The sequence below is a fragment of the Shewanella carassii genome (assembly GCF_002777975.1).
Classification (GTDB): domain Bacteria; phylum Pseudomonadota; class Gammaproteobacteria; order Enterobacterales; family Shewanellaceae; genus Shewanella; species Shewanella carassii.
The window spans coordinates 1-20,795 of the sequence record NZ_NGVS01000005.1; the positions used below are offsets into that span (position 1 = coordinate 1).

The following is a 20,795-nucleotide window of genomic DNA, read 5'->3' on the forward strand; positions in this document are numbered from 1 at the left end:
ATTCTACGCTTTCCTGCTGCGGCGTCAAGAGGTATTTACCATCTTTTTTCGCCTGTCGTTGAAAGGACTCAAAAGCCTCTTCACTTCGACCCTGTCACGTCTTTCGCGTTGCCGCTGTGCCGTGTCAGTGGGAGCGCATTATAGGGAGCCTGAACTTTTGTGCAAGGGGGATTTTTGCAAAACCACACCAAGCGAACACTATTTAGGCATAATTAGGGTAAACCAACCTTTGAGCAACATAAGACTTACCCTAAAGTCCNGGATTTTTGCAAAACCACACCAAGCGAACACTATTTAGGCATAATTAGGGTAAACCAACCTTTGAGCAACATAAGACTTACCCTAAAGTCCCTTTTCATCTCGATGAGTAACTTGAACCAACTGAGATGGCTATGCAAGCTGACTTGCTCACTAACCTTGGTTGCTCGTCAAAAGGCTATTTCACTCGAGGTGGATCTAGGTTTAGCACATATTTTGCCGCCTTGCAGAGTAAAAGCCTTTTGAAATGACAGCCCAAAGTTGTCACTATCACGAGAGAGTCATGACTTGAGCTTGTCTAGGCTCGCTTTATCTCCCGTATCTTCTTTTTCTTCGGCGCTCTCTTTGTTGTTATCACTATCTTTATTATCTCGAGCATGGGAAGCGGGAGAGTTCTCTGCAGTTGATGCTTTGTCATCACAGTCATCAGCCTCATCGTCATCACCAACGACATGAGACACCTTGAGTTTTCTAACGCTGCGAATGGTAACGACAGGCCCCGAGAGAGCATAGAGATAAAAAAGCAAACAGAGAATTAATGCAGGCTCGACCGAGATCACCACAAATACAGCCACTACCAGCAGAATCACCAGGAAGTTCACCTTGCCACGCCAATCGACTTCTTTAAAAGAGTGATAGCGGAAATTACTCACCATCAACAGACCGGCAACGGCCGTGACCAGGGCCACCAATATGCCTATATCGTGCCCTGAGACGCCGTAGCCCTGCCCCAGCCAGACACTGCCGGCAATAAGAGCCGCAGCGGCCGGACTGGCAAGCCCTTGGAAGAAACGTTTATCGGCGACTCCTACTTGGGTATTGAAGCGCGCCAGACGCAAGGCTGCACCGGCGCAATAGATAAAGGCCGCCAGCCAACCTATTTTGCCCAATTCAGAAAGTCCCCAGTTATAAGCTATTAAGGCTGGGGCCATACCGAAGGACACCATATCTGCCATCGAGTCGTACTCGGCACCAAAGGCACTCTGAGTGTTGGTCAAACGCGCCAGACGACCATCCAATCCATCAAATAACATGGCAACAAATACAGCAATAGCCGATGCCTCAAAGTGCCCATTCATGGAAGCGATAACAGCATAGAAGCCCGAGAACAATCCTGCCGTTGTCATCAGATTGGGTAACAGATAGATGCCACGGGTTTTTATTGTTGGCTTGGATAAATTTTGCATACACTTAACCTGATGGTGTAATAAAGGTCTATAGCGGCAAAGATAACACACTTGCTCAGACAAGCTCACCCTGCAGAAACGGAAACAGACAATGATAAGGATCAGCCTATTTATGGCTCTGCTGGCATTACTCGGAGCCAACGCTGCCTCGGCAACCCCCATCTATACTTGGGTCGATGAAAATGGCGTTACCCACTACAGCCAAGAGCCGCCGCCACAACAACAGGCTACCGAATTGGACAGCCAAAATCTGCAACCCGCCAGAATCGGCACGGTCGCGCCGCAGCGAAAAGATGACGTTGTACAGGAAACTGAGTCTGAGAAACAGGCCAAATTGATCAAGGAGAAAGATGCGGCCCAGGCTCAGGCTATTTGTGATAAGGCCAAATTCCAATTGGATGTACTCAATACCCACACCAGACTACAACGTAAAGATGAGGCCTCCGGTGAAATGATTAAGATGACAGAAGAAGAACGGCAGGCGCAGATAAAGGAGCAGCAGGAAAGAATTCGGCTGTTTTGCCAAAGAAACTAGCCAGCAAGGCCAGAGTAGAATAGGTTCTAGTAGCAAAAAGGAGCGCCGAAGCGCTCCTTGTTATTCCCGGAGTCGACTTACTTAACGAAGTCTACACCCAGTTTGATATCCGCTTTCAAGGTATCCAGCATGGCATCACGGGCGTTGGTTTCAAACGCGCTCAGTTCACCATATGGCAGAACCTTTTCGATACCATTTTTGCCGAGTACCACTGGCTGGGCAAAAAATTCAGCGTGTTCACTGCCACCGTCTACATAGGCGCACTCGATCACATTGGCTTCACCCTGCAGGCCGCGGATCAGCGACAGACCGAAACGGAAAGCGGCCTGGCCCATGGACAGAGTTGCGCTGCCGCCACCGGCTTTGGCTTCCACCACTTCAGTGCCGGCGTTTTGAATACGCTTGGTCAGGGCAGCAACTTCTTCATCAGAGAAGCTGACACCTTCAACCTGAGACAATAGAGGCAGAATGGTCACACCGCTGTGGCCGCCAATCACATTGACTTTAACATCGGCAACGTTCAGCCCTTTGGCTTCGGCGATAAAGGTTTCAGAGCGGATGACATCAAGAGTCGTCACACCGAACAGACGGTTCTTGTCGTAAACACCGGCTTTTTTCAGTACTTCAGCAGCAATGGCCACAGTAGTGTTCACTGGGTTAGTGATGATACCGATCAGCGCCTTGGGACAAGTCGCGGCCACTTTTTCAATCAGGTTACGGACGATACCGGCATTGATATTGAACAGATCAGAACGATCCATGCCCGGCTTACGGGCAACACCGGCAGAGATCAGCACCACATCGGCACCTTCCAGTGCAGGCGTTGGGTCTTCACCGGCAAAACCTTTAACTTCAACTGCTGTCGGGATATGACTCAGATCCACGGCAACCCCAGGCGTTACGGGGGCGATATCATAGAGTGACAGCTGAGAGCCGGCAGGCAATTGGGTTTTCAACAGAAGGGCAAGAGCCTGGCCGATACCACCAGCAGCACCAAGTACAGCAACTTTCATAGTTATCTCCGTCAATTCTCGGAATTATGTGTGACATAGATCTAATTCTGTAATGGCGCAACATTAAAGGATCGTCACAAAAATAGCAATTATCCCTTAGTCATATGACTCTGTTTCATCAAAAGCTGAATTAACTTCAGCATTTTCTACTGCCCACTGAGGCTTCTTTTACCCACCCAATGACCTGCATTGCATTTTTATGCAGGCATCTTGGGTATTTGTTGACACTTATCCGTTTGATATGCAGAATGGCCGGGATTTTCTGAATAACGACAGAAGAAGATGATGCAAGCAAGCAAAAATCAGGATGAGCTAATCAGAACCTTCAAGGCTCTGCTTAAAGAGGAGCGCTTCGGCTCCCAGAGTGAAATAGTCAATGCACTGCAAGCAGAAGGCTTTGCCAATATCAACCAGTCCAAAGTCTCGCGCATGCTGAGCAAGTTCGGTGCCGTGCGCACCCGTAACGCCAAGCAGGAGATGGTCTACTGCTTACCGGCTGAACTTGGGGTACCGACTGCCGGCAGCCCGCTGAAGAATCTGGTATTGGATGTGGATCATAACCAAGCCATGATAGTGGTGCGTACCAGCCCGGGCGCGGCGCAGTTAATTGCCAGGCTGTTGGACTCCATCGGCAAGCCAGAGGGTATTCTGGGCACTATCGCCGGTGATGACACTATCTTTATCTGCCCTTCCAGCATCAAGACCATAGATGAAACGCTGGAAACAGTGAAATCGCTGTTCAATTACACAGACTGAGTTGAAAATGCCATAAAAAACGCCCCTCGTTGAGGGGCGTTTTTGTCGCTATCGCGCTATTAATCATCAAACTGGATCATGAAATCCAAAGATGGGGCAAAGAAAGAGGAACCTGTTACCGCCTGAGTAAAGTGCATCAGGTGATCATGGTGTCCTTCTCCGTCACCAAAAACCATACTGTGAAGCATCTTTTCGAAATGGCTTGGTGTCTTACAGGTGGAGATAAACATCAAACCCTGCTGTTTGACTGAACCATAAGGCATGCTCTGACGCAGGATCTCCATCGGCTCACCATTGTCATACTTGAGATTTACCCGCTTGATATGCGCAGTCAAGGGTTTATCTTCCGAGGCGTACTCTATGTTGTCCTGCTTGGTGCGGCCTATGATGTCTTCCTGCTTTTTCTGCGGCAGTCTATGCCACTTACTCAGATTATGGACATATTTCTGTACATGAATGTAGCTACCGCCGCGAAATGCGTCGTCTTCATCACCTACCAGGGCCACAGCTTGACGGCCTCTGCCCTTGGGGTTTTCTGTGCCATCGACAAAACCGGTCAGATCGCGGCTGTCCATAAAGCGGAACCCGCGCTCCTCCTCTTCCAGTTCGGCCAACCCTTCCAGCATTTCGTTGACCTCATTGGCTACCAGATGAAGAATATCCAGGCGATCACAACGCAGGTGAATAAAAATATCGAACTCTATCGCTGGCGCATCCCGGTTACCCGACTCCATAGCAGGAAATGGCTTGAGTTCAGCCGGTCTGCTTCCCGGATAGAGGTGATCCCAAAAGTTGGCACCAATCGCCACAAAGGCGTTAAAGGCACTGTCGGCATACTGATCTGCCAGCTCATACAAATACTGGGCGACATTGGCCAGGCAAGGGCGCAGTTGTGACTCCCCGCCTTCGTTGGCATTGAACATCAGATAAACACTGTGCAGATTTCCCTCAGCGCAGATCCCCAGTTGTTCCCGTGGCATAACCTGTGTATCCATTTGCAATCTACCCTTTCAGATTAATTCATCTTCGGCCATATTATCCGCAACTTGAGCATTAATTTGAATTAGCTCACGCACGTTTTTGCCGATTACTTTCAATAACCTGATGCCTGCCCGTCTTTACGGGACTCGGACGCTCCCCGATAAACGCCACTTTCAACATTGACGCCTATGGCCTGATAACCACCGAAAGCCCCGAGAGAATCACTTAAAGTATGCCCCTTTTTCATCAGCTCACGGCGGGTTTCCATAGAAAAGCCCGACTCGAGACTGATATAACCGCCATCTGTCATCTGCTCGCCGCTCGGTTGGCTGGAACCTGTATGCAGTATTCTCGGAGCATCGCCCGCCTCCTGCAGGTTGAGGCCAAAATCAATCAGATTAATCATGATCTGGGCATGCATCTGGGGTTGGGTGGCTCCCCCCATGACACCAAAGCTGAGCCAGGGCTTGCCATCTTTGGTGACAAAGGCCGGGATTATGGTATGAAACGGTCTTTTACCCGGTGCATAGGAGTTAGCACGCCCCGGGGTGAGATCAAACAGCTGCCCCCTGTCCTGCAGCACAAATCCCAAATCCGGAGGCGTCATGCCTGAGCCCATGCCTCGATAATTGCTCTGGATGAGGGACACCATATTGCCTTCTTTATCGGCGGTAGTGAGATAGATGGTATCACCGTGTAAAAGATTGGGATTACCCGGCTCAACACTGGCGGATGCTTTGTCAGCGTCGATAAGCTTGGCTCTGGCGTAGTTGTATTCTTTGGAGATAAGTGACGCTACCGGCACTTCGGCAAAGTCCATGTCGGCGTAGAACTTGGCTCGGTCGGCAAATGCCAGCTTTTTTGCTTCCACGAAATGATGCACATATTCGGCGCTGTCCAGCCCCATGGCCTTGAGATTAAATGGCTCCAGGGTTTTAAGAATCTGCAGTGCAGCTATTCCCTGGCCGTTGGGCGGCAGCTCCCAGATATCATAGCCCCGATAATTAACCGATACAGGCTCGACCCACTCACTCCTGTGAGAAGCGAGATCTTCATAGGAAAGATAACCGCCCTGTTGTTGCATATAAGCGGCAATACTGCGGGCTATCTCTCCTTTGTAAAAGACGTCCCGGCCCCCCTTGGCAATTTTTTCATAGCTGTTGGCCAAAGCCGGATTTCGAAACAATTCACCGACGGCCGGCATGCGACCGCCTGGCATATAGGTTTCTTTAAACCCCGGGTATTTGGCCAGCTTGTCACCGCTGCGCGCCAGATAGAAGGCGATGAGCTCGGAAACCGGAAATCCTTCACGGGCATAATGAATAGCCGGCGCCAGGTTATCCTTCATGGGCAATTTGCCGAACTTGTCATGCAGTTCATACCAGCCATCCACGGCACCGGGCACGGATACGGGCAAAGGCCCATAAGGCGGCAGATGCTCAAGCCCTTTGGCCTTGAGCATCTCCAGCGTCAGAGAAGCCGGACTGCGGCCAGACGCATTGAGCCCATAGAGCCGCTGCTCTTCGGCGCTCCAGACAATGGCAAAAAGATCGCCGCCTATGCCAGAGCCAGTAGGCTCCACCAAACCCAGCATGGCATTGGCGGCAATCGCGGCATCCACGGCGCTGCCACCTTGCTTGAGAATATCGACCGCCACCTGAGTCGCCAGTGGTTGGCTGGTTGCCGCCATACCATTGACCGCATAGACTTCAGAGCGGCTCGCAAAGGCCGCGCCCGTGATTCTGTCCATCGCCATGCTTCCTGTGCTGCAGAAAACAGCCAAACTCCCGATGACGCCGAGTAACAGCTGACGACATGAGCCGTTGCTGATATTCCGTATCCCTTGTGCGTCCTGCATTTTATTATTGCTGTGGTTATGCATCTCGCCTCCGCTCTCCTCCCGGAGCGGCGCATGGGCGAGTCCGGGGTTCAGTGAATACCTATGATGAGTTCAATCAAACCGATTGCTTGGTATAACACAGAGATAAATAAATTATCACCCACAGCAAACTTATGAAACAATTGTTGTTAACAGCCATTACCGAACAACACCAGCGGATGTTCCAGTGCCGACAGCCTGACTCTCTGCCCTGGAGAAAACTGTACCTGATGACTACGAACCTCGAGTATGACTCCCTCTTGCTGCACATCATAGTGGCAAACATTGCCCAGAAAACGCCGCTCGGTAACCACAGCCAGCCCCTGTTCGTCGGGTCGTAACTCCAACTGCTGTGGCCGCAGCAACAGCTCGCCCTGCCAGTTCAGTGGCAAACCATGGGGCAAAGAGCTTTTAAGGCGGCCGATTTGAGTATCGACACAGTGTTCGCAGCTGACCTGGGCCTTAAGATAATTACCACTGCCGAGAAAGTCCGCCACATAGCGATTGACCGGGTTGGCATAGAGAGTTTCGGCACTGCCTTGCTGCACTATTTTTCCATCTTCAAACAGCGCCAGGGTATCGGCAAAAACAAAGGCCTCATCCTTACTGTGGGTCACAAATACGGCGCTGACGTTACGGCTCTTGAGGATCGCGCGAATCTCCAACATCAGCTCGCCGCGTACCTGGGCATCTATGTTGGAGAAGGGTTCATCCAACAACAGCAGTTCAGGTTCATAGGCAAGCGCCCTGGCAATCGACACCCTCTGCTGTTGACCGCCGGACAACTCGTGGGGATAACGTTCAGCAAGCCCCGGGAGCTTGACCAAGTCCAGCATCTCCTCGAGCCGGCTCAGGCGCTGCGCCTTATTCAATCCCTTGACACCAAAGAGGATGTTCTGCGCGACCGTCAAGTGGGGAAACAGGGCATAGTCCTGAAAGATCATCCCCACGCCACGCTCCTCTCCCGGAACCTGTAGCTTATCCGTGGTTACTGCACGGCCGCTGATATGAATTTCACCGGCGGAGACCGGCTGCAGTCCGGCAATGGCTCTGAGCAGAGTCGTTTTACCACAACCACTGGGTCCGAGCAGGGCGACAATTTCACCGGCTTGCAAGGTAATGCTCAGCCCTTTGAGCACCTGTTGGGCGCCATAATGGCTGTGGAGTTGCTTGACACTCAGGGTCGACATCAGTTGTTTTGCTCCAGCGAACGGTTGAGATAAATCAAGGGCACCAGCCCCACCAACACAATGACAATAGCCGCCAGCGCCCCCTGCTCCAACTGTTCATCGGAGACGTATTGAAACACTTGGGTGGCCAGGTTATGAAACCCGACAGGGCTTAGCAGCAAGGCAGCCGGCAACTCTTTCATCGCCTCGATAAATACCAGCAGCAGAGCGGCAAAAATACCGCTGCGCAGCAGTGGCAGATGGATTGATGCCAACACTTTTCCCGGCGTCTTGCCCAAGCTGATGGCCGCCATATCCAAAGAAGGCGACAGCCGTTTGTAACTGCTCTCTATACTGCCGATGGCAATGGCGGCAAAGCGAATACAAAACGCCAGCACCAGGGCGGCGATACTGCCGGTGAACAAGAGCCCCGGGCCTTGGCGCTCGAACAGAGCGTAGAGATCATCGATTCTGAAATCGAGCCAAGTCAGCGGAATAAGCACGGCAATCGCCAGCACTGTGCCCGGCAGTGCATAGCCGGTACTGACCAGACGGGATGGCAGCATGTCCCACTTTCGCGGGCTCAGGCGGCGAATGAACATCAAGAGGATAGCCAAAAGCAAACACAATATACTGCTGATGGCGGCGACCGTTAGGCTGTTGAGACTGTACTGCCAAAAGTCGCTGTTCCAGCTCTGTTGCCAGTAATCCAAGGCGTAACTACCGAGAATGACAAATGGCAAAACAAAGGCCAGCAGCAGCAACAGCGAGCAATAGCCGAGCGCCAACCACTCACGCCAACCTTTGAGCCGGTAAGGCTCTGGTGCCTCAAGCAACAGCTGTTTTTGAAATAATTGCTGTTTACGCCTCGCCATACGCTCCAGCGCAAACAGAGTAAAGACACCAAGCAACATCAATAGCGAAATTTTAGCCGCGGCCGCCAAGTCACCATAGGCTCGCCAGGTGTCGTAAACAGCCGTGGTCAGGGTGGATACCGCAAAATAATTGACCGTCGCCAAGTCAGCCATGGTTTCCATGGCCACCAGGGCGACACCGGCCGCCAGCGCCGGGCGCGCCATTGGCAGCGACAAACGCCAGAAACTCTGCCATGGCGAGCAGCCCATCACCTTGGCTGCATGCTGCAAACTTAAGGATTGCTCCAGAAACGCGGTGCGCCCCAAGAGGTAAACGTAGGGGAAGAGTACCAGCGACAACATCACTGTGGCGCCGCCCAGAGTTCGAATATCGGGAAACCAGTAGTCGGTTACCGATTGCCAACCAAAACTTGCGCGTAAAAACCGCTGCACAGGTCCGGCATAATCCAGTAAATCGGTATACACATAAGCGACAATATAGGCCGGCATGGCCAGCGGCAACAACAGAGCCCACTGGAACAGGCGCCTGCCGCGAAATTCACAGCGCGCCACCAACCAGGCAGCAGGCACCGCCAAAAGCAGACTGCCGACACTCACCCCCAACATCAGCCAAAAGGTATTGGCTATGTATGACGGCAACACTGTGGCAAACATCTGCCCAAAGCGGGTTTCACCCGGTTCGAATGCCTGCATGACCAGCGCCAGCAACGGCGCCACCATTAGGCCGCAGACGATAAACCCCGCCCACGACCAGCCCCTGGAGAAGGTCAGGATCACAGCTATTCCCCCATAGCCTTTGCAGAAACGCCTTCAAGCTCAGAGATCAAACTTAACCTCATCGAGCAGTCTCAGCGCCGCCTGATGATGCTCTGCCAATTTGTAGACAGGTAAATCATCGGCTTTAAAGTCTCCCCAAGATGCCACCAGTTCTGAAACAGGCACATCGGCCTTGACCGGATATTCCATATTGACCTCGGCATAGCTCTGCTGGGCGGCATCCGAAGACAGATACTCCATCAGTTTGAGGGCATCGGCCGAGTTAGGCGCATGCTTGGCCAGCGCCATACCCGAGACATTGATATGGGCACCGCGATTTTCCTGATTCGGGAAGTTGATCACCGCCGCTTCGGCCCATGGCCGCTGTTTGGGATCTTGCAGCATCTTGCCGTAGTAATAACTGTTGCCGATGGCGATATCACACAAACCTTCTTTTACCGCCTGCACCTGCGCCCTGTCGTTACCCTGAGGCTTACGGGCCAAGTTACTCTTCAGTCCCTGAAGCCAACTCTTGGCATCGGCTTCACCGTGGTGAGCTATCATGGAGGCCACCAGCGCTATGTTGTAGGGATGCTTGCCACTACGCATACACACCTTACCCTTGTAGCGGGCATCGGCCAGGTCTTCATAGTTGATCGCCAGCGGTCCGAGACGCTCCTTGCTGGAATAGAGATTACGCACCCTCATAGTCAGAGCGTACCAGTTTCCTTCGGGATCCCGGTATTGGGCCGGAATATTCTGCTTGAGCGTGTCACTTTCCACCTGTGTGACCAACTGCTTGTCCACCAATTCCTGCAAGCGGGAAAAGTCAGACGTCAGCACCAGATCCGCCGGTGATAAGCGTCCTTCACGAGCCAATCTATCGGCGATGCCATCTTTGGCAAACACAAAATTAACCTTCACCCCGGTAGCCTGACTGAAGTCATCCAGAATGGGCTTGACCAAAAACTCCTGACGATAGGAATAAACCGTCACCTCATCGGCGGCGACCACCGGTAACGTCAAGCTGGATGTGGCTAACACACTGCCAAGTATCAGACCTGTCTTGTAGCTCATATTCTTCGGCACTCCATATTGGGATGAGTAATTTAATGAGAACTATTTCTAATCAACTTCATTTTCAGCCTAGTGCAAAAATTCTGGCAAGGGGAATACAAATGAAACAAGCAGAATGGCAGAGGCTGGAAGCAAAGCGATTGGAATCGGCCGAATTGTCGCAAACTAAACTAAACTGAACCTTAAAACCCATGCATGGGGAGGGAAACACTTTGGATATGTTGGAAATCCTGCTGGCTGTCGTATCTTTGCTGCTGATCTTGTTTCTGTTCCGCCACAGGTTAAGACCAGGAAAACGCCGGCTGGCCAAGCCTGTTACGCCGCAGGAAAAGCAGTATCACTGTGTTTCCATAGTGTTGACGCCAACTGCCTGCCAGGCGATAAGAGCGCTTGAAGGCAAGCGTTTTTTGTCGAAGGAAGCACCCAGGCTCCCCTTGGTGGAATGTGATTGCAGCCAATGCGACTGCAAGTATCAACATCATGAAGACAGAAGGGTTCCCTTCAGCGACCGACGGCTGGATTATGGCATGAGCCATGATCTCTACGGTGCCTTCGGTGAAACCAACCGCAGGGACAACCCCAAGGGCAGGCGCTATTCGGACTTGGCCAAACCACGAATCAAAGAAAAATCATCCAGGACGAGTATCTCGGAAACTCTGCCTGAGTGACGCAGATTCCAGCCAGTGCGCCAAGGCCGGTGCCACTTTACGCCAGTCGAGATCCGGATGACGAAAATCAAGGTATTCGAGTAGCACCAACAGCAACACCTGCCTGGCATCGAGTGGGCCGCTCGCGATGATTCCCTGACGCTCCACCTCCATCAAGGCTCTGAGCAGGGCCTGTTCGAAACGGCCGCTCCAGAAAGGAGAACGAAGCCCCTCCTCTTCACGCATCTGTTCCTGCCTTAGTCCAACGGCGCTATCCAGCGCGCCTTTGAGCAGCGAGAACTGGCACTCAAAAGCCCAATTTCTGGATGACCCAAAGAAACAATTCTGGCCGAATTTGTCGTCCAGAAAGCGGACTATGACTTCGCTGTCGAACAGTGCAGCGCCATCGTCCAAAAGCAGACAGGGAATTTTCCCCAAGGGGTTAACTGACAGTAACTCGTCACTGTTATCGAAGGGATTGACCAGCTTTTCATCCAACGCCAAACCCAGCTCGCGGGCAATAACCCTGACCACGCGGGCATAAGGCGAAGCTGTAGAGTAATAGAGCTGCATCCAGACTCTCCTGTTACCAGTATTTTTCGACTGTTATCTGTCCGGGGGCCCGGCGCAGGTTTTTGGCCAAGCCTTTATCGATAAGTGCCGCCGTAGCCCCCTGGATCATCCCGGGATTACCACAAAGCATCAATTGCGAGTCCTTTGCACTTATGTTCAGCCCGGCCTTGGCCTCTATCTCACCACTTTGCAGGCCATCAGGGATGCGACAACGCAGCGCACCATCAAAATCTTCACGAGTGACACAGGGCACAAACACAAATTGCTCGGGATAGGCCTGTTGATAGCCGCGGATCTTATCGAGATAGGCGAGATCCTGCGCTTCTCTTACGCCATAAACCAGAACCACTTTCTCAAACCGCTGCCAAGGCTCAGGAGTATCCAGCATGGAAAGAAATGGCCCCACGGCGGTACCTGTTGCCAAAAACCACAGGTGACGCCCCTGTAATTCCCCTTTTGGGATCTCATCCAGGGTCATAAAGCCGGTGGCTTTGTCTGTCACGCTAATACTGTCACCCGGCTGCAAAGATTGCAGGTCTGGCGACAACTGGCCTTGATCTACCGCCACAGCCAGTATTTCAAGATAGTCAGTCCCGGGGGCATTCACCAGCGAATAGGCCCGGGCGACACGTTTATCATCCCGCAGCTGACTGAGCTTGATAAACTGGCCAGCAATAAACGGCGCTATCTCGGCGGCTATTCTCAGGCTGAATAACTTGCTGCTCCAATCGATACGCTCAATGACCCGACCTTCAGTCCACATAGCTTCTCCTTAGGTAACACAAGACGATTATTGCAGCATAACCCCATATTCAGCCAACAAAAACCCCTCATAGTGAGGGGGGTTATCGGCAGGTAAGGTTTAGCGTGAGCTCAATTATTCCTGCTCTGTGGTAAAGCTGTCTCTGAATGCCTGCAACCCTTGCTGTACTAGGGAGTAAGTTTCATCCACCCCCGTCTTGATATCGCCTTCCAGCACCTTGAGCCCGGAGAGGATATCCGTCGCCTCTTTAAAGCCCTGATCTATGGCGCCGCCGATAACGTCCATAAAACCGGATAGCTGACTGTCAAAGGCCATGCTGGAATTTTGCTGCTGGTAGACACTGAAGAACTGAGTGGCAAAACTGACAATTCTGTCGGCCGTGGCCTCGGGAGAAGTATCTATCTGCTGCTCCTGCACCTGCTGCAGGGCATTTTCCCCCATGTAGGGTGCCAGTTCTTCATTGATGGCCTCAATCGCGGCGCGATACAAGAGACTCATGGGTTCGTTGCCACTATTAAGGCTTACCTCCTCCTGCGCCGCCAGAATAGCGTTATTCATCAACTGCTGGCTGACATGACGGGCACTCTTGCTGCTGGCGACTTCAGAAACCGCCTTACCATGATTACCATCCAGTTGTTGGGTCTTGTCCTTGGCCACCTCAGAGACCTGAGCGCCATGATTGCGGATTTCCATCTTGGTTTCCTCGTATGAAAAGCGTATCTCAGGTTAATTATCGACCAATTCAGCAATTAGTTTAGTGATTGTTTACCCAGGCCGATACTCGGGCTATGATCCCACATGTTATTTAAGTATTTGATAGAAAATAAAAATGGTAAGAATTTTTCTACTGCTTTGTCTTTCAGTGCTTTTTAGTTGGCCATCCCAGGCCACCGCCCCCCATCAAACCATATTCTTGGTTAGGCATGCGGAAAAAGCTCAGGGAAGCGATCCCGGGCTGACAGCCGTCGGCAAGGCGCGCGCCGAAGCTCTGGCAGCGGCATTACGGGACACCCGACTGCACAGGCTGATGTCGAGTGAGTTTCGCCGAACTCAGGAAACCCTGGCACCGATTGCAACAGCCAAACAACTCAAGATTGAGGTGTTTCCAGCCAAAGGCGGCTTGGAGGCTCACATCAATGCCATAACAGATGCAGTCAAAGCCAGCCAAGGCAATGTGCTGATCGCCGGCCACAGCAATACTGTTCCGGCCATCATCAAGGCTCTGGGTGGCCCCCTGGTTAGTTTGAATGAGCAGCAATACGATCAACTCTTTATCCTCACCTTGGGAGAACAGGGGCCCACAGGTCTGGTAACCACCCACTTTGGCAGTCAATAAGGATAGAAGATGCGCGAGCAAAACTGGTTTATGTGGGGCCTGGAACTGTTTTCCGGCCTGTTTTTGATAGTCGTCGGCTTAGGGCTCTTGGTAATCACTTATATGTATATCGCCGATGTGATGCAAACCAAGCAAGCGGTGCGGCATAACTACCCTGTTGTCGGCCGGTTCCGATATTTCTTCGAGAAAATGGGCGAATTCTTCCGCCAGTACTTTTTCGCTCTCGATCGGGAAGAACTTCCCTTCAATCGCGCCGAGCGCAGCTGGGTCTACCGGGCGGCGAAAAATGTCGACCGCACCATAGCCTTCGGCTCCACCAGGCCCCTGGAAGCCAACGGCAGCATACTGTTTATGAACACCGCCTTCCCCACGCTGGATCAAGACATTGTGCCACCAATGCCTGTGGTTATTGGCCCGGACTGCGAACATCCCTTTGCCACCAGCGCCATTTGTCATATTTCCGCCATGAGCTTCGGCGCCCTCTCCCGCCCGGCTATTACCGCCCTTTCCCATGGTGCGGCTCAGGCAGGATGCTGGCTCAACACAGGGGAAGGCGGCCTCAGCGCCCACCACCTCAAGGGAAACTGCGATCTGGTGTTTCAGATAGGTACTGCCAAATATGGTGTTCGCAATGCCGAAGGTCACCTGGATGATGACAAGCTCAGGGAAGTGGCCGCACACTCTCAGGTGAAAATGTTTGAAATCAAACTCAGTCAGGGAGCCAAGCCAGGCAAAGGCGGAATTCTTCCCGGGGTGAAAGTGACCGAAGAGATAGCCAACATTCGCGGCATCCCTGTCGGACAAGACTCCATCAGTCCCAATGGTCATATTGAATTTCACCATGTCGGCGACATTCTCGACATGATAGCCAGAGTAAGGCAAGTGACAGGCAAACCCACAGGGATCAAGGCGGTCTTGGGTGATACTCACTGGTTGGAAGATTTTCTGGAAGAGATTAACCAACGCGGCCATGACTCGGCTCCCGATTTCTTCACTCTCGACAGCGCCGATGGCGGTACGGGCGCGGCGCCGCAAACTCTGATGGATTACGTTGGCCTACCGCTGAAAGAGAGCCTACCACTGCTAGTGGATAAACTGCGGCGACATGGGTTGAAACAGAGGATCAAGGTGATTGCCTCAGGCAAACTTATCACGCCCTCCAGAGTGGCCTGGGCGCTGGCCCTGGGGGCAGACTTCACCGCCTCAGCGAGAGGGAATATGTTCGCGCTGGGATGTATCCAAGCGCTGCAGTGTAACAAGGATACCTGCCCCACCGGGATAACCACCCATAACAAGAAACTGCAACAGGGTTTGGATCCCAGAGACAAATCCACCCGAGTCGCCAACTACAACAAGGCATTGCACCATGATCTGGGGATGCTGGCCCACTCCTGCGGAGTCACAGACCCAAGACAGCTCAAGCCGCATCATGTCAGAGTTGTCACCCAGAATGGTCTTTCCGTGACCTTGGATAAATATTATGCTCACTACGATCAATGAAGATAATTTAGCTGTCACTAAACTGTAATGGCGAGCAGATTGTGCGTTACATCACAAAAGTGGTAAGATCTTGCACCTAGTCAAGACTTGCCACTTCCAGAGGATTTTGAAGTGAAAACGACATTCGTCAGTCAGGTCCCCAAGCCGGAAAAGAGCAAAACGGCATCGCTCAGCTGCAAAAACTGCAGCCGCTTGATTGAGATTGAGGGAGAGTTGCTCTGTTATCGAGGCGGTAAAATCACTGAACTGACACCGGTAAAAGAAGCTAAAAATGGTTTTAATCTGCTGTGTGACGGCTGGCAAGCCGACCGCAACCAGACCAAGAAATAGGATCTCCAGGCTCAGCTACGCACTTCCCCCTGCGACTGAGCCTGCTTTCTTGACTCGCTGATAATCCCTTCCAACGCCGCATTAAAGGGTTCTGCAGATACCATAGACAGAGTCAGGCCGCGAGTGGATACTCTCAGCCCGGCACGCAACTCGGTATGCAGTTGATAGAGGGCAACATCATCCATACCTCGGGTCTTAAGCTCATCCGCCAGACAATTCCAATCTGTACGGACTTTGTCCTGCATTCCTTCAATATTGACCTGCAATGCAATGTTTTCCATCTGTGCTGCCCCCATGACTGACGCGACTTCGGACTTTCGAGTATGCGGCAGCCAGGCTGAATCAATGCTGAACTTGCACCGACTCATCAGCCTGTTTTGTGTGCTGGATCCGCCATAAACGAGCATAATATCCATCGGCAGCCAACAGGCTATCATGGGTGCCGGACTCAACCAACTGACCTTGATGCAACACTAAGATTTTATCGGCATCCACCACTGTCGATAACCTATGGGCAATCACCAAGCTGGTATGGCCCTTAGCAACTTCGTCGAGCGCCTTGAGAATCGCCCGCTCGGAGCGACTGTCCAGCGACGAGGTGGCTTCATCGAAGATCAGTATCGGCGAGCGCTTCAATATCGCCCTGGCAATAGCCACTCGCTGCTTTTCACCGCCGGAGAGTTTCATGCCTCTCTCACCCACCTTGGTCTGGGCCTGCTGCGGTAATGCCTCAACAAACTGCTTAAGGTGGGCCAACTCTATCGCCTGCCAGATTTCGGCGTCCGAAGCATCGGGGCGGCCATAGCGAATATTCTCAAACAGAGTATCGTTAAACAGCACAGTGTCCTGAGGCACTATGGCAATGGCTCGGCGCAGTGCATCTTGGGTCATATCGCGAATATCGATACCATCGACTCGAATCGCTCCTTGGCTGACATCGTAAAAGCGGAACAACAAGCGCACCAACGTCGATTTACCGGCGCCGCTTTCACCCACGACAGCCACCTTCTGCCCGGGCTCTATCTCAAAACTCACACCCTTGAGTATCTGCCTGTCACCATAGCCAAAGCCAACCGAGTCAAAGCTGATTCGGCCCTCTGTCAGCGATACGGCTTTAGCCGTAGGACTGTCTTTTACCAGTGGGGTCTTATCCAGCAGCGAGAACATCCTCTCTATATTGGCCAAAGCGCCCCGAATTTCACGATACACAAAACCCAGGAAGTTGAGCGGCATAAAGAGTTGCATCATAAAGGCGTTGATCAAAACAAAGTCACCCACTGTCATCTGCCCGCGGGTCACTTCAAAAGCCGCCAGCCCCAGCATCAAGGTCATGGCAATGGCAATAATGGTGGCCTGACCGGCATTTAGGGCGAACAACGACAGGCGATTCTTGCGCTTGGCCACCTCCCAGTCTGCCAACGCCTTGTCATACTCATTCGCCTCATAGGCTTCATTGTTGAAGTATTTGACGGTTTCATAGTTAAGCAGGCTATCGATAGCGCGGGTGTTGGAGACAGAGTCGGCCTTCGCCGCCTCACGGACATAAGAGGTACGCCACTCAGTCGTCACAACAGAAAACAAACCATAGGCCAGTACGGAGCAGAAGGTGATCAGCGCAAACCAGATACCGTAATTCCACAGTAAAATGGCCACCACCATCAGGATTTCCAACAAGGTAGGCACTATGTTGAACACCATAAAACGCATCAGAAAACTGATGCCGCTGGTGCCGCGCTCTATGTCCCGCGATAATCCGCCGGTGCGCCTGTCGAGGTGAAAACCGAGATCCAACCGGTGCAGGTGTTCAAAGACCTGAAGTCCCAGGCGTCGTATCGCTCTCTCGGTCACTCGGCCAAAGAGGGTATCCCTGATCTCCCCTGTGAGCGCATTAACCAACCTCAGGCCACCATAAGCTAAAACCAGTGCTATGGGCACAGCCAACAGCTGCGCCGTTTGTTCGCCGCCAAGATCATCAACCAAATGCTTCAACAGGAAAGGCAAGCCGACACTGGCGAGCTTTCCCACCACAAGGCACGATAGTGCCAACATTATGCGCCCCTTATATTCCAGCAGATAGGGCCAGAGAAGTTTCAGCACTTGCCAGTTGAGCTTATCGACGGGACCTTCAAGGTAGAGAGTTGGACGCATACATCTTGCCAGGGGAAAAGAGTGTTCCGAGTGTAGCAGCGCCCAAAGCTCAAGTCTGCGATCTGTTTGGCTGAGCGCTTGGAAATAATCACCACGAGTAGCACTTTAGAATGACAAAAATCACATTTAACCTAGACTAAACGACTAGTCATGGCATTTTTATCGCCAAAATCACCTCAAAGAGCTGAAAGATGGTTATGCGTGAAAAAAGAATTTGCTACTCTTTCCAGCTATTGAGTACGGGCGGCAACAAGTGTTCAAAAAGTGTCAAACAAACCGGTCCGCACCGATTTTTACCGTATCTGTTGAAGGAAATCTTATGTTGGATTCAAAAGTTCAATACCCACCCCTGCCACTGATCCAAACCTGGGTATGGATGATGATCGAATCGGGCAATCCTGAGATCCAGGAAAAAGGCCGTAACAACCTGATAGCTTCCTTTGGCAGCCTGGCCAAGGCCAACGAATACCTGGCACAGCAAGCCCAAAAATAAAGGCGCCGATGGCGCCATTATCCATGCCACAGAGCAGCTCAAGCCTGTCGACGCTTCAGCACGCTGTCGTTGAGCATTGAAAGCAGTTTCTCTGTATCATCCCAACCGATACAGGCATCGGTAATGCTCTGGCCATAGCGGAGGGGTTCCCCGGGGTTGAGATCCTGACGCCCTTCCACCAGATGACTCTCCACCATCACTCCGAAAATCGCCTGCTGTTTGGCGGCAATCTGGCCGCTGACATCTTCAGCCACTAACATCTGACGCCGAAAGTCTTTACTGGAATTGGCATGGCTGAAGTCAATCATCACCTTAGGTTTCAGGCCAACCTTCTCAAGCTGAGAACATATCTGATTCACATGAGCCGAGCTGTAGTTGGGTTCGCGTCCACCACGCAGAATGATATGGCAGTCATCATTGCCCTTGGTTGACACAATTGCCGAATGGCCAAACTTGGTCACCGACAGAAAATGGTGTGGCGCGCTGGCGGCCCCAATGGCATCTATCGCCACCTTGATGGTGCCATCTGTGCCGTTTTTGAATCCCACGGGACAAGACAGGCCCGATGCCAACTCCCGGTGAACCTGAGACTCTGTGGTACGGGCGCCGATAGCGCCCCAACACATGAGGTCGGCCATATATTGCGGGGTGATCATATCAAGGAACTCACCTGCAGTCGGTACCTGGCTGTCATTCAATTCGAGCAGCAGTTTGCGGGCCGTTCTCAGGCCATCGTTGAGCTTGAAGCTGTTATCCATGTAGGGATCGTTAATCAGCCCCTTCCAGCCCACTGTCGTTCTGGGTTTCTCAAAATAAACCCGCATCACCACTTCCAACTGATCCTGATAGGCCGTTCTGAGTTTGGCCAAACGCGCACCATATTCCAACGCGGCCTCAGGGTCGTGAATAGAGCATGGGCCTATCACCACCAGCAGGCGATCGTCCTGTCCATGCAGGATTTTGTGAATATTCTTCCTGGCTTTAAAGACGGTGGATGAGGCGCGTTCGGTTGCCGGAAATCGTTCCAGAATGGCTATCGGTGGCAGTAACTCTTTAACTTCATTAATCCGTACATCATCATTCTGGTAATACATAAACGTCACACAGCTCCGGCTATTGATAAGAATCTCTTGTTTTGAATAACAGTTTTAATCTATCCGCTATATTCAACCATTGCAATTAACTCATATAGATTTATAGGCAATTTATGTTATTTTTTATCTTTTATATGACAATCCCAGCCTTCCGATGAGAAATTCCCTAAACTTAGCCTTATTGAAAGACAAACCACCAACAACACTTTCAATCAAGACATAGCCCCCGCATCGTCTTGAACTCTCAAATACTTTTATCACTCTATCCTGAAACCGTGTCTCCGCCCCTCAGAGGAGTCGCTTACCGGATATTTAGCCCAGGAGTTATGGAATAGAAGCGACCATAGGCAAATAAACCCGCATAGCTCACTTCCAATTGAACCAAGCTTTGTTGATATCAACTGTATTTGATCAGCAGTTCCTCCGAGATCCCCATTAAACCCGGCTTACCAGAGTAAATATTTCGACCATCAACTTGCCGCCAACCAATATCAGCGCTAGCTTAACTAGCGGATAAGTAAACCTATCCGCCAATAATGAAAACCAACAAGAGAAATGCGACATGAAAATATCCACCACCCTAATGATGTTGGGTCTTTGTAGTGTCTGCTCCCTGAGTCATGGCGCCACCGGCGTCGCCTTTGTCCATGGAACAGGAAAACAAACCGATGCCCTGAACGATTACTGGACCCGCGAGTTTGTCGATTCAGTTCGTCAAGGTATCAGCACCCCGAGTAACTATCAGGTCATCAACTGTGACTTCGAGCAATATATGTGGGATGAGGCCGCTGCCGGCTGTTTGGTCGATCAGCTGCAGAGCTTTATCAACGCCCGCAATCTGGATCAACTGATCCTCATCACCCACTCCAATGGCGGCAACATAGTGCGCTGGGTCTTGTCCAATCCCACCTGGGATGGACGTTATCCAGCTGTGATCAACAGCATCAGCCGAGTGATAGCGCTGGCGCCTTCCAGTGCCGGTACACCACTGGCCGATGCCGTCACTCAAGGCAATGTGTTTGAAACCAGTCTCGGCTGGCTGCTCGGTTACGACAGCGATGCCGTCAAACAGCAGCAGGTGGGTTGGATGGCGCAATACAACAGTCAATGGTTGTACGGCACAGCCGGGCGTCCTTCTCTGGGTAAGCCTTTTGAAGCTGTTGTCGGCTCGGACGTGGAGTCGGCAGTTTGGGACAGCGACAGCTATTGCGGCGGTTATCAGAATCAAGTGGGCCTGGAGACTACCCAAAACTGGCTGGATAACTGCTCCGACGGTTTTCTTGAGTGCAGCTCCCAGAGTGCCGCCGGCAGTGTCTGGTTTACCGATAAGCAGAAAACCCGTGACAGAGAACCTTTGAGCCACCATCAAAGCCGCCGGGCCTGTTTTAATCTCGACACCCTTCTGCGCAATCATATCTGAGGACG

At 51.9% G+C, this 20,795-nt stretch carries 21 protein-coding genes; 8 read left to right on the forward strand and 13 right to left on the reverse strand.

Going from position 1 to position 20,795, the window contains the following annotated elements; genetic code table 11:
- Positions 1-539 precede the first annotated feature (539 nt).
- A complete protein-coding gene (gene pssA, locus CBE72_RS02220; RefSeq protein ID WP_100142121.1) occupies positions 540-1,445 on the reverse strand; it encodes a CDP-diacylglycerol--serine O-phosphatidyltransferase in 906 nt (301 codons plus the stop codon).
- A 91-nt stretch (positions 1,446-1,536) separates the two neighbouring features.
- Between pssA and CBE72_RS02225 the strand changes: the two genes are divergently transcribed.
- The gene (locus CBE72_RS02225; protein WP_025890175.1) at positions 1,537-1,980 is read left to right on the forward strand and encodes a DUF4124 domain-containing protein; all 444 of its coding nucleotides are present in this window, start codon (positions 1,537-1,539) and stop codon (positions 1,978-1,980) included.
- A gap of 77 nt (positions 1,981-2,057) precedes the next feature.
- Here CBE72_RS02225 and mdh read toward each other — a convergent pair whose 3' ends face one another.
- Positions 2,058-2,993, reverse strand: coding sequence for a malate dehydrogenase (mdh, locus tag CBE72_RS02230; RefSeq protein ID WP_025012092.1), 936 nt, complete (start codon positions 2,991-2,993; stop codon positions 2,058-2,060).
- Between the two features lie 285 nt (positions 2,994-3,278).
- Between mdh and argR the strand changes: the two genes are divergently transcribed.
- Positions 3,279-3,749, forward strand: coding sequence for a transcriptional regulator ArgR (gene argR / locus CBE72_RS02235; RefSeq protein WP_025012091.1), 471 nt, complete (start codon positions 3,279-3,281; stop codon positions 3,747-3,749).
- Between the two features lie 59 nt (positions 3,750-3,808).
- Here argR and CBE72_RS02240 read toward each other — a convergent pair whose 3' ends face one another.
- From CBE72_RS02240 to CBE72_RS02260, 5 genes are all read right to left on the reverse strand, one after another.
- On the reverse strand, positions 3,809-4,744 hold the full coding sequence (locus tag CBE72_RS02240) for a Dyp-type peroxidase (RefSeq protein WP_071238517.1): 936 nt from the start codon (positions 4,742-4,744) through the stop codon (positions 3,809-3,811).
- 98 nt (positions 4,745-4,842) lie between these two features.
- A complete protein-coding gene (gene ggt / locus CBE72_RS02245) occupies positions 4,843-6,486 on the reverse strand; it encodes a gamma-glutamyltransferase (protein WP_229672017.1) in 1,644 nt (547 codons plus the stop codon).
- A gap of 272 nt (positions 6,487-6,758) precedes the next feature.
- A complete protein-coding gene (locus tag CBE72_RS02250) occupies positions 6,759-7,802 on the reverse strand; it encodes an ABC transporter ATP-binding protein (protein ID WP_188726041.1) in 1,044 nt (347 codons plus the stop codon).
- Positions 7,799-9,430: an ABC transporter permease gene (locus tag CBE72_RS02255; RefSeq protein WP_100142123.1), complete on the reverse strand. Its 1,632-nt coding sequence runs from the start codon at positions 9,428-9,430 to the stop codon at positions 7,799-7,801. The genes CBE72_RS02250 and CBE72_RS02255 overlap by 4 nt, the downstream gene beginning before the upstream one ends.
- 39 nt (positions 9,431-9,469) lie before the next feature.
- Positions 9,470-10,486, reverse strand: a complete 1,017-nt coding sequence (locus tag CBE72_RS02260) for a Fe(3+) ABC transporter substrate-binding protein (RefSeq protein ID WP_100142124.1) — start codon at positions 10,484-10,486, stop codon at positions 9,470-9,472.
- Positions 10,487-10,698: 212 nt separating this feature from the next.
- Between CBE72_RS02260 and CBE72_RS02265 the strand changes: the two genes are divergently transcribed.
- Positions 10,699-11,154, forward strand: coding sequence for a hypothetical protein (locus tag CBE72_RS02265; protein ID WP_188726038.1), 456 nt, complete (start codon positions 10,699-10,701; stop codon positions 11,152-11,154).
- Here the strand turns inward: CBE72_RS02265 and CBE72_RS02270 are convergent.
- The 3 genes from CBE72_RS02270 to CBE72_RS02280 form a co-directional block, all read right to left on the reverse strand.
- Positions 11,116-11,706 (reverse strand): glutathione S-transferase, encoded by a 591-nt coding sequence (locus CBE72_RS02270; RefSeq protein ID WP_100142125.1) that lies wholly within the window; start codon positions 11,704-11,706, stop codon positions 11,116-11,118. The genes CBE72_RS02265 and CBE72_RS02270 overlap by 39 nt on opposite strands.
- A 13-nt stretch (positions 11,707-11,719) precedes the next feature.
- The gene (locus CBE72_RS02275) at positions 11,720-12,469 is read right to left on the reverse strand and encodes a ferredoxin--NADP reductase (RefSeq protein ID WP_100142126.1); all 750 of its coding nucleotides are present in this window, start codon (positions 12,467-12,469) and stop codon (positions 11,720-11,722) included.
- A 114-nt stretch (positions 12,470-12,583) separates the two neighbouring features.
- Positions 12,584-13,162 carry a DUF5610 domain-containing protein gene (locus CBE72_RS02280; protein WP_100142127.1) on the reverse strand — a complete coding sequence of 193 codons (579 nt, stop codon included), beginning with the start codon at positions 13,160-13,162 and terminating at the stop codon, positions 12,584-12,586.
- Between the two features lie 136 nt (positions 13,163-13,298).
- Between CBE72_RS02280 and CBE72_RS02285 the strand changes: the two genes are divergently transcribed.
- The 3 genes from CBE72_RS02285 to CBE72_RS02295 all read left to right on the forward strand — a co-directional run bounded on the left by CBE72_RS02285 (position 13,299) and on the right by CBE72_RS02295 (position 15,635).
- Positions 13,299-13,805, forward strand: coding sequence for a phosphoglycerate mutase family protein (locus tag CBE72_RS02285; RefSeq protein ID WP_100142128.1), 507 nt, complete (start codon positions 13,299-13,301; stop codon positions 13,803-13,805).
- A 9-nt stretch (positions 13,806-13,814) separates the two neighbouring features.
- Positions 13,815-15,305 (forward strand): FMN-binding glutamate synthase family protein, encoded by a 1,491-nt coding sequence (locus CBE72_RS02290; RefSeq protein WP_100142129.1) that lies wholly within the window; start codon positions 13,815-13,817, stop codon positions 15,303-15,305.
- A gap of 111 nt (positions 15,306-15,416) precedes the next feature.
- Entirely contained in the window at positions 15,417-15,635 is a 219-nt protein-coding gene (locus tag CBE72_RS02295; protein WP_100142130.1) for a hypothetical protein, read from the forward strand.
- An 11-nt stretch (positions 15,636-15,646) separates the two neighbouring features.
- Here CBE72_RS02295 and CBE72_RS02300 read toward each other — a convergent pair whose 3' ends face one another.
- Entirely contained in the window at positions 15,647-15,916 is a 270-nt protein-coding gene (locus CBE72_RS02300) for a hypothetical protein (protein ID WP_100142131.1), read from the reverse strand.
- Between the two features lie 61 nt (positions 15,917-15,977).
- Entirely contained in the window at positions 15,978-17,783 is a 1,806-nt protein-coding gene (locus CBE72_RS02305; RefSeq protein WP_100142132.1) for an ABCB family ABC transporter ATP-binding protein/permease, read from the reverse strand.
- A gap of 319 nt (positions 17,784-18,102) precedes the next feature.
- Between CBE72_RS02305 and CBE72_RS02310 the strand changes: the two genes are divergently transcribed.
- Complete coding sequence (locus CBE72_RS02310; protein WP_096142315.1) at positions 18,103-18,276, forward strand: hypothetical protein; 174 nt, start codon at positions 18,103-18,105, stop codon at positions 18,274-18,276.
- Positions 18,277-18,314: 38 nt separating this feature from the next.
- Here the strand turns inward: CBE72_RS02310 and aroG are convergent, their stop codons facing one another.
- Entirely contained in the window at positions 18,315-19,370 is a 1,056-nt protein-coding gene (gene aroG / locus CBE72_RS02315; protein ID WP_100142133.1) for a 3-deoxy-7-phosphoheptulonate synthase AroG, read from the reverse strand.
- Positions 19,371-19,932: 562 nt separating this feature from the next.
- Here aroG and CBE72_RS02320 point away from each other — a divergent pair.
- Positions 19,933-20,790, forward strand: a complete 858-nt coding sequence (locus tag CBE72_RS02320; RefSeq protein ID WP_071238526.1) for a lipase family protein — start codon at positions 19,933-19,935, stop codon at positions 20,788-20,790.
- Positions 20,791-20,795 lie beyond the last annotated feature (5 nt).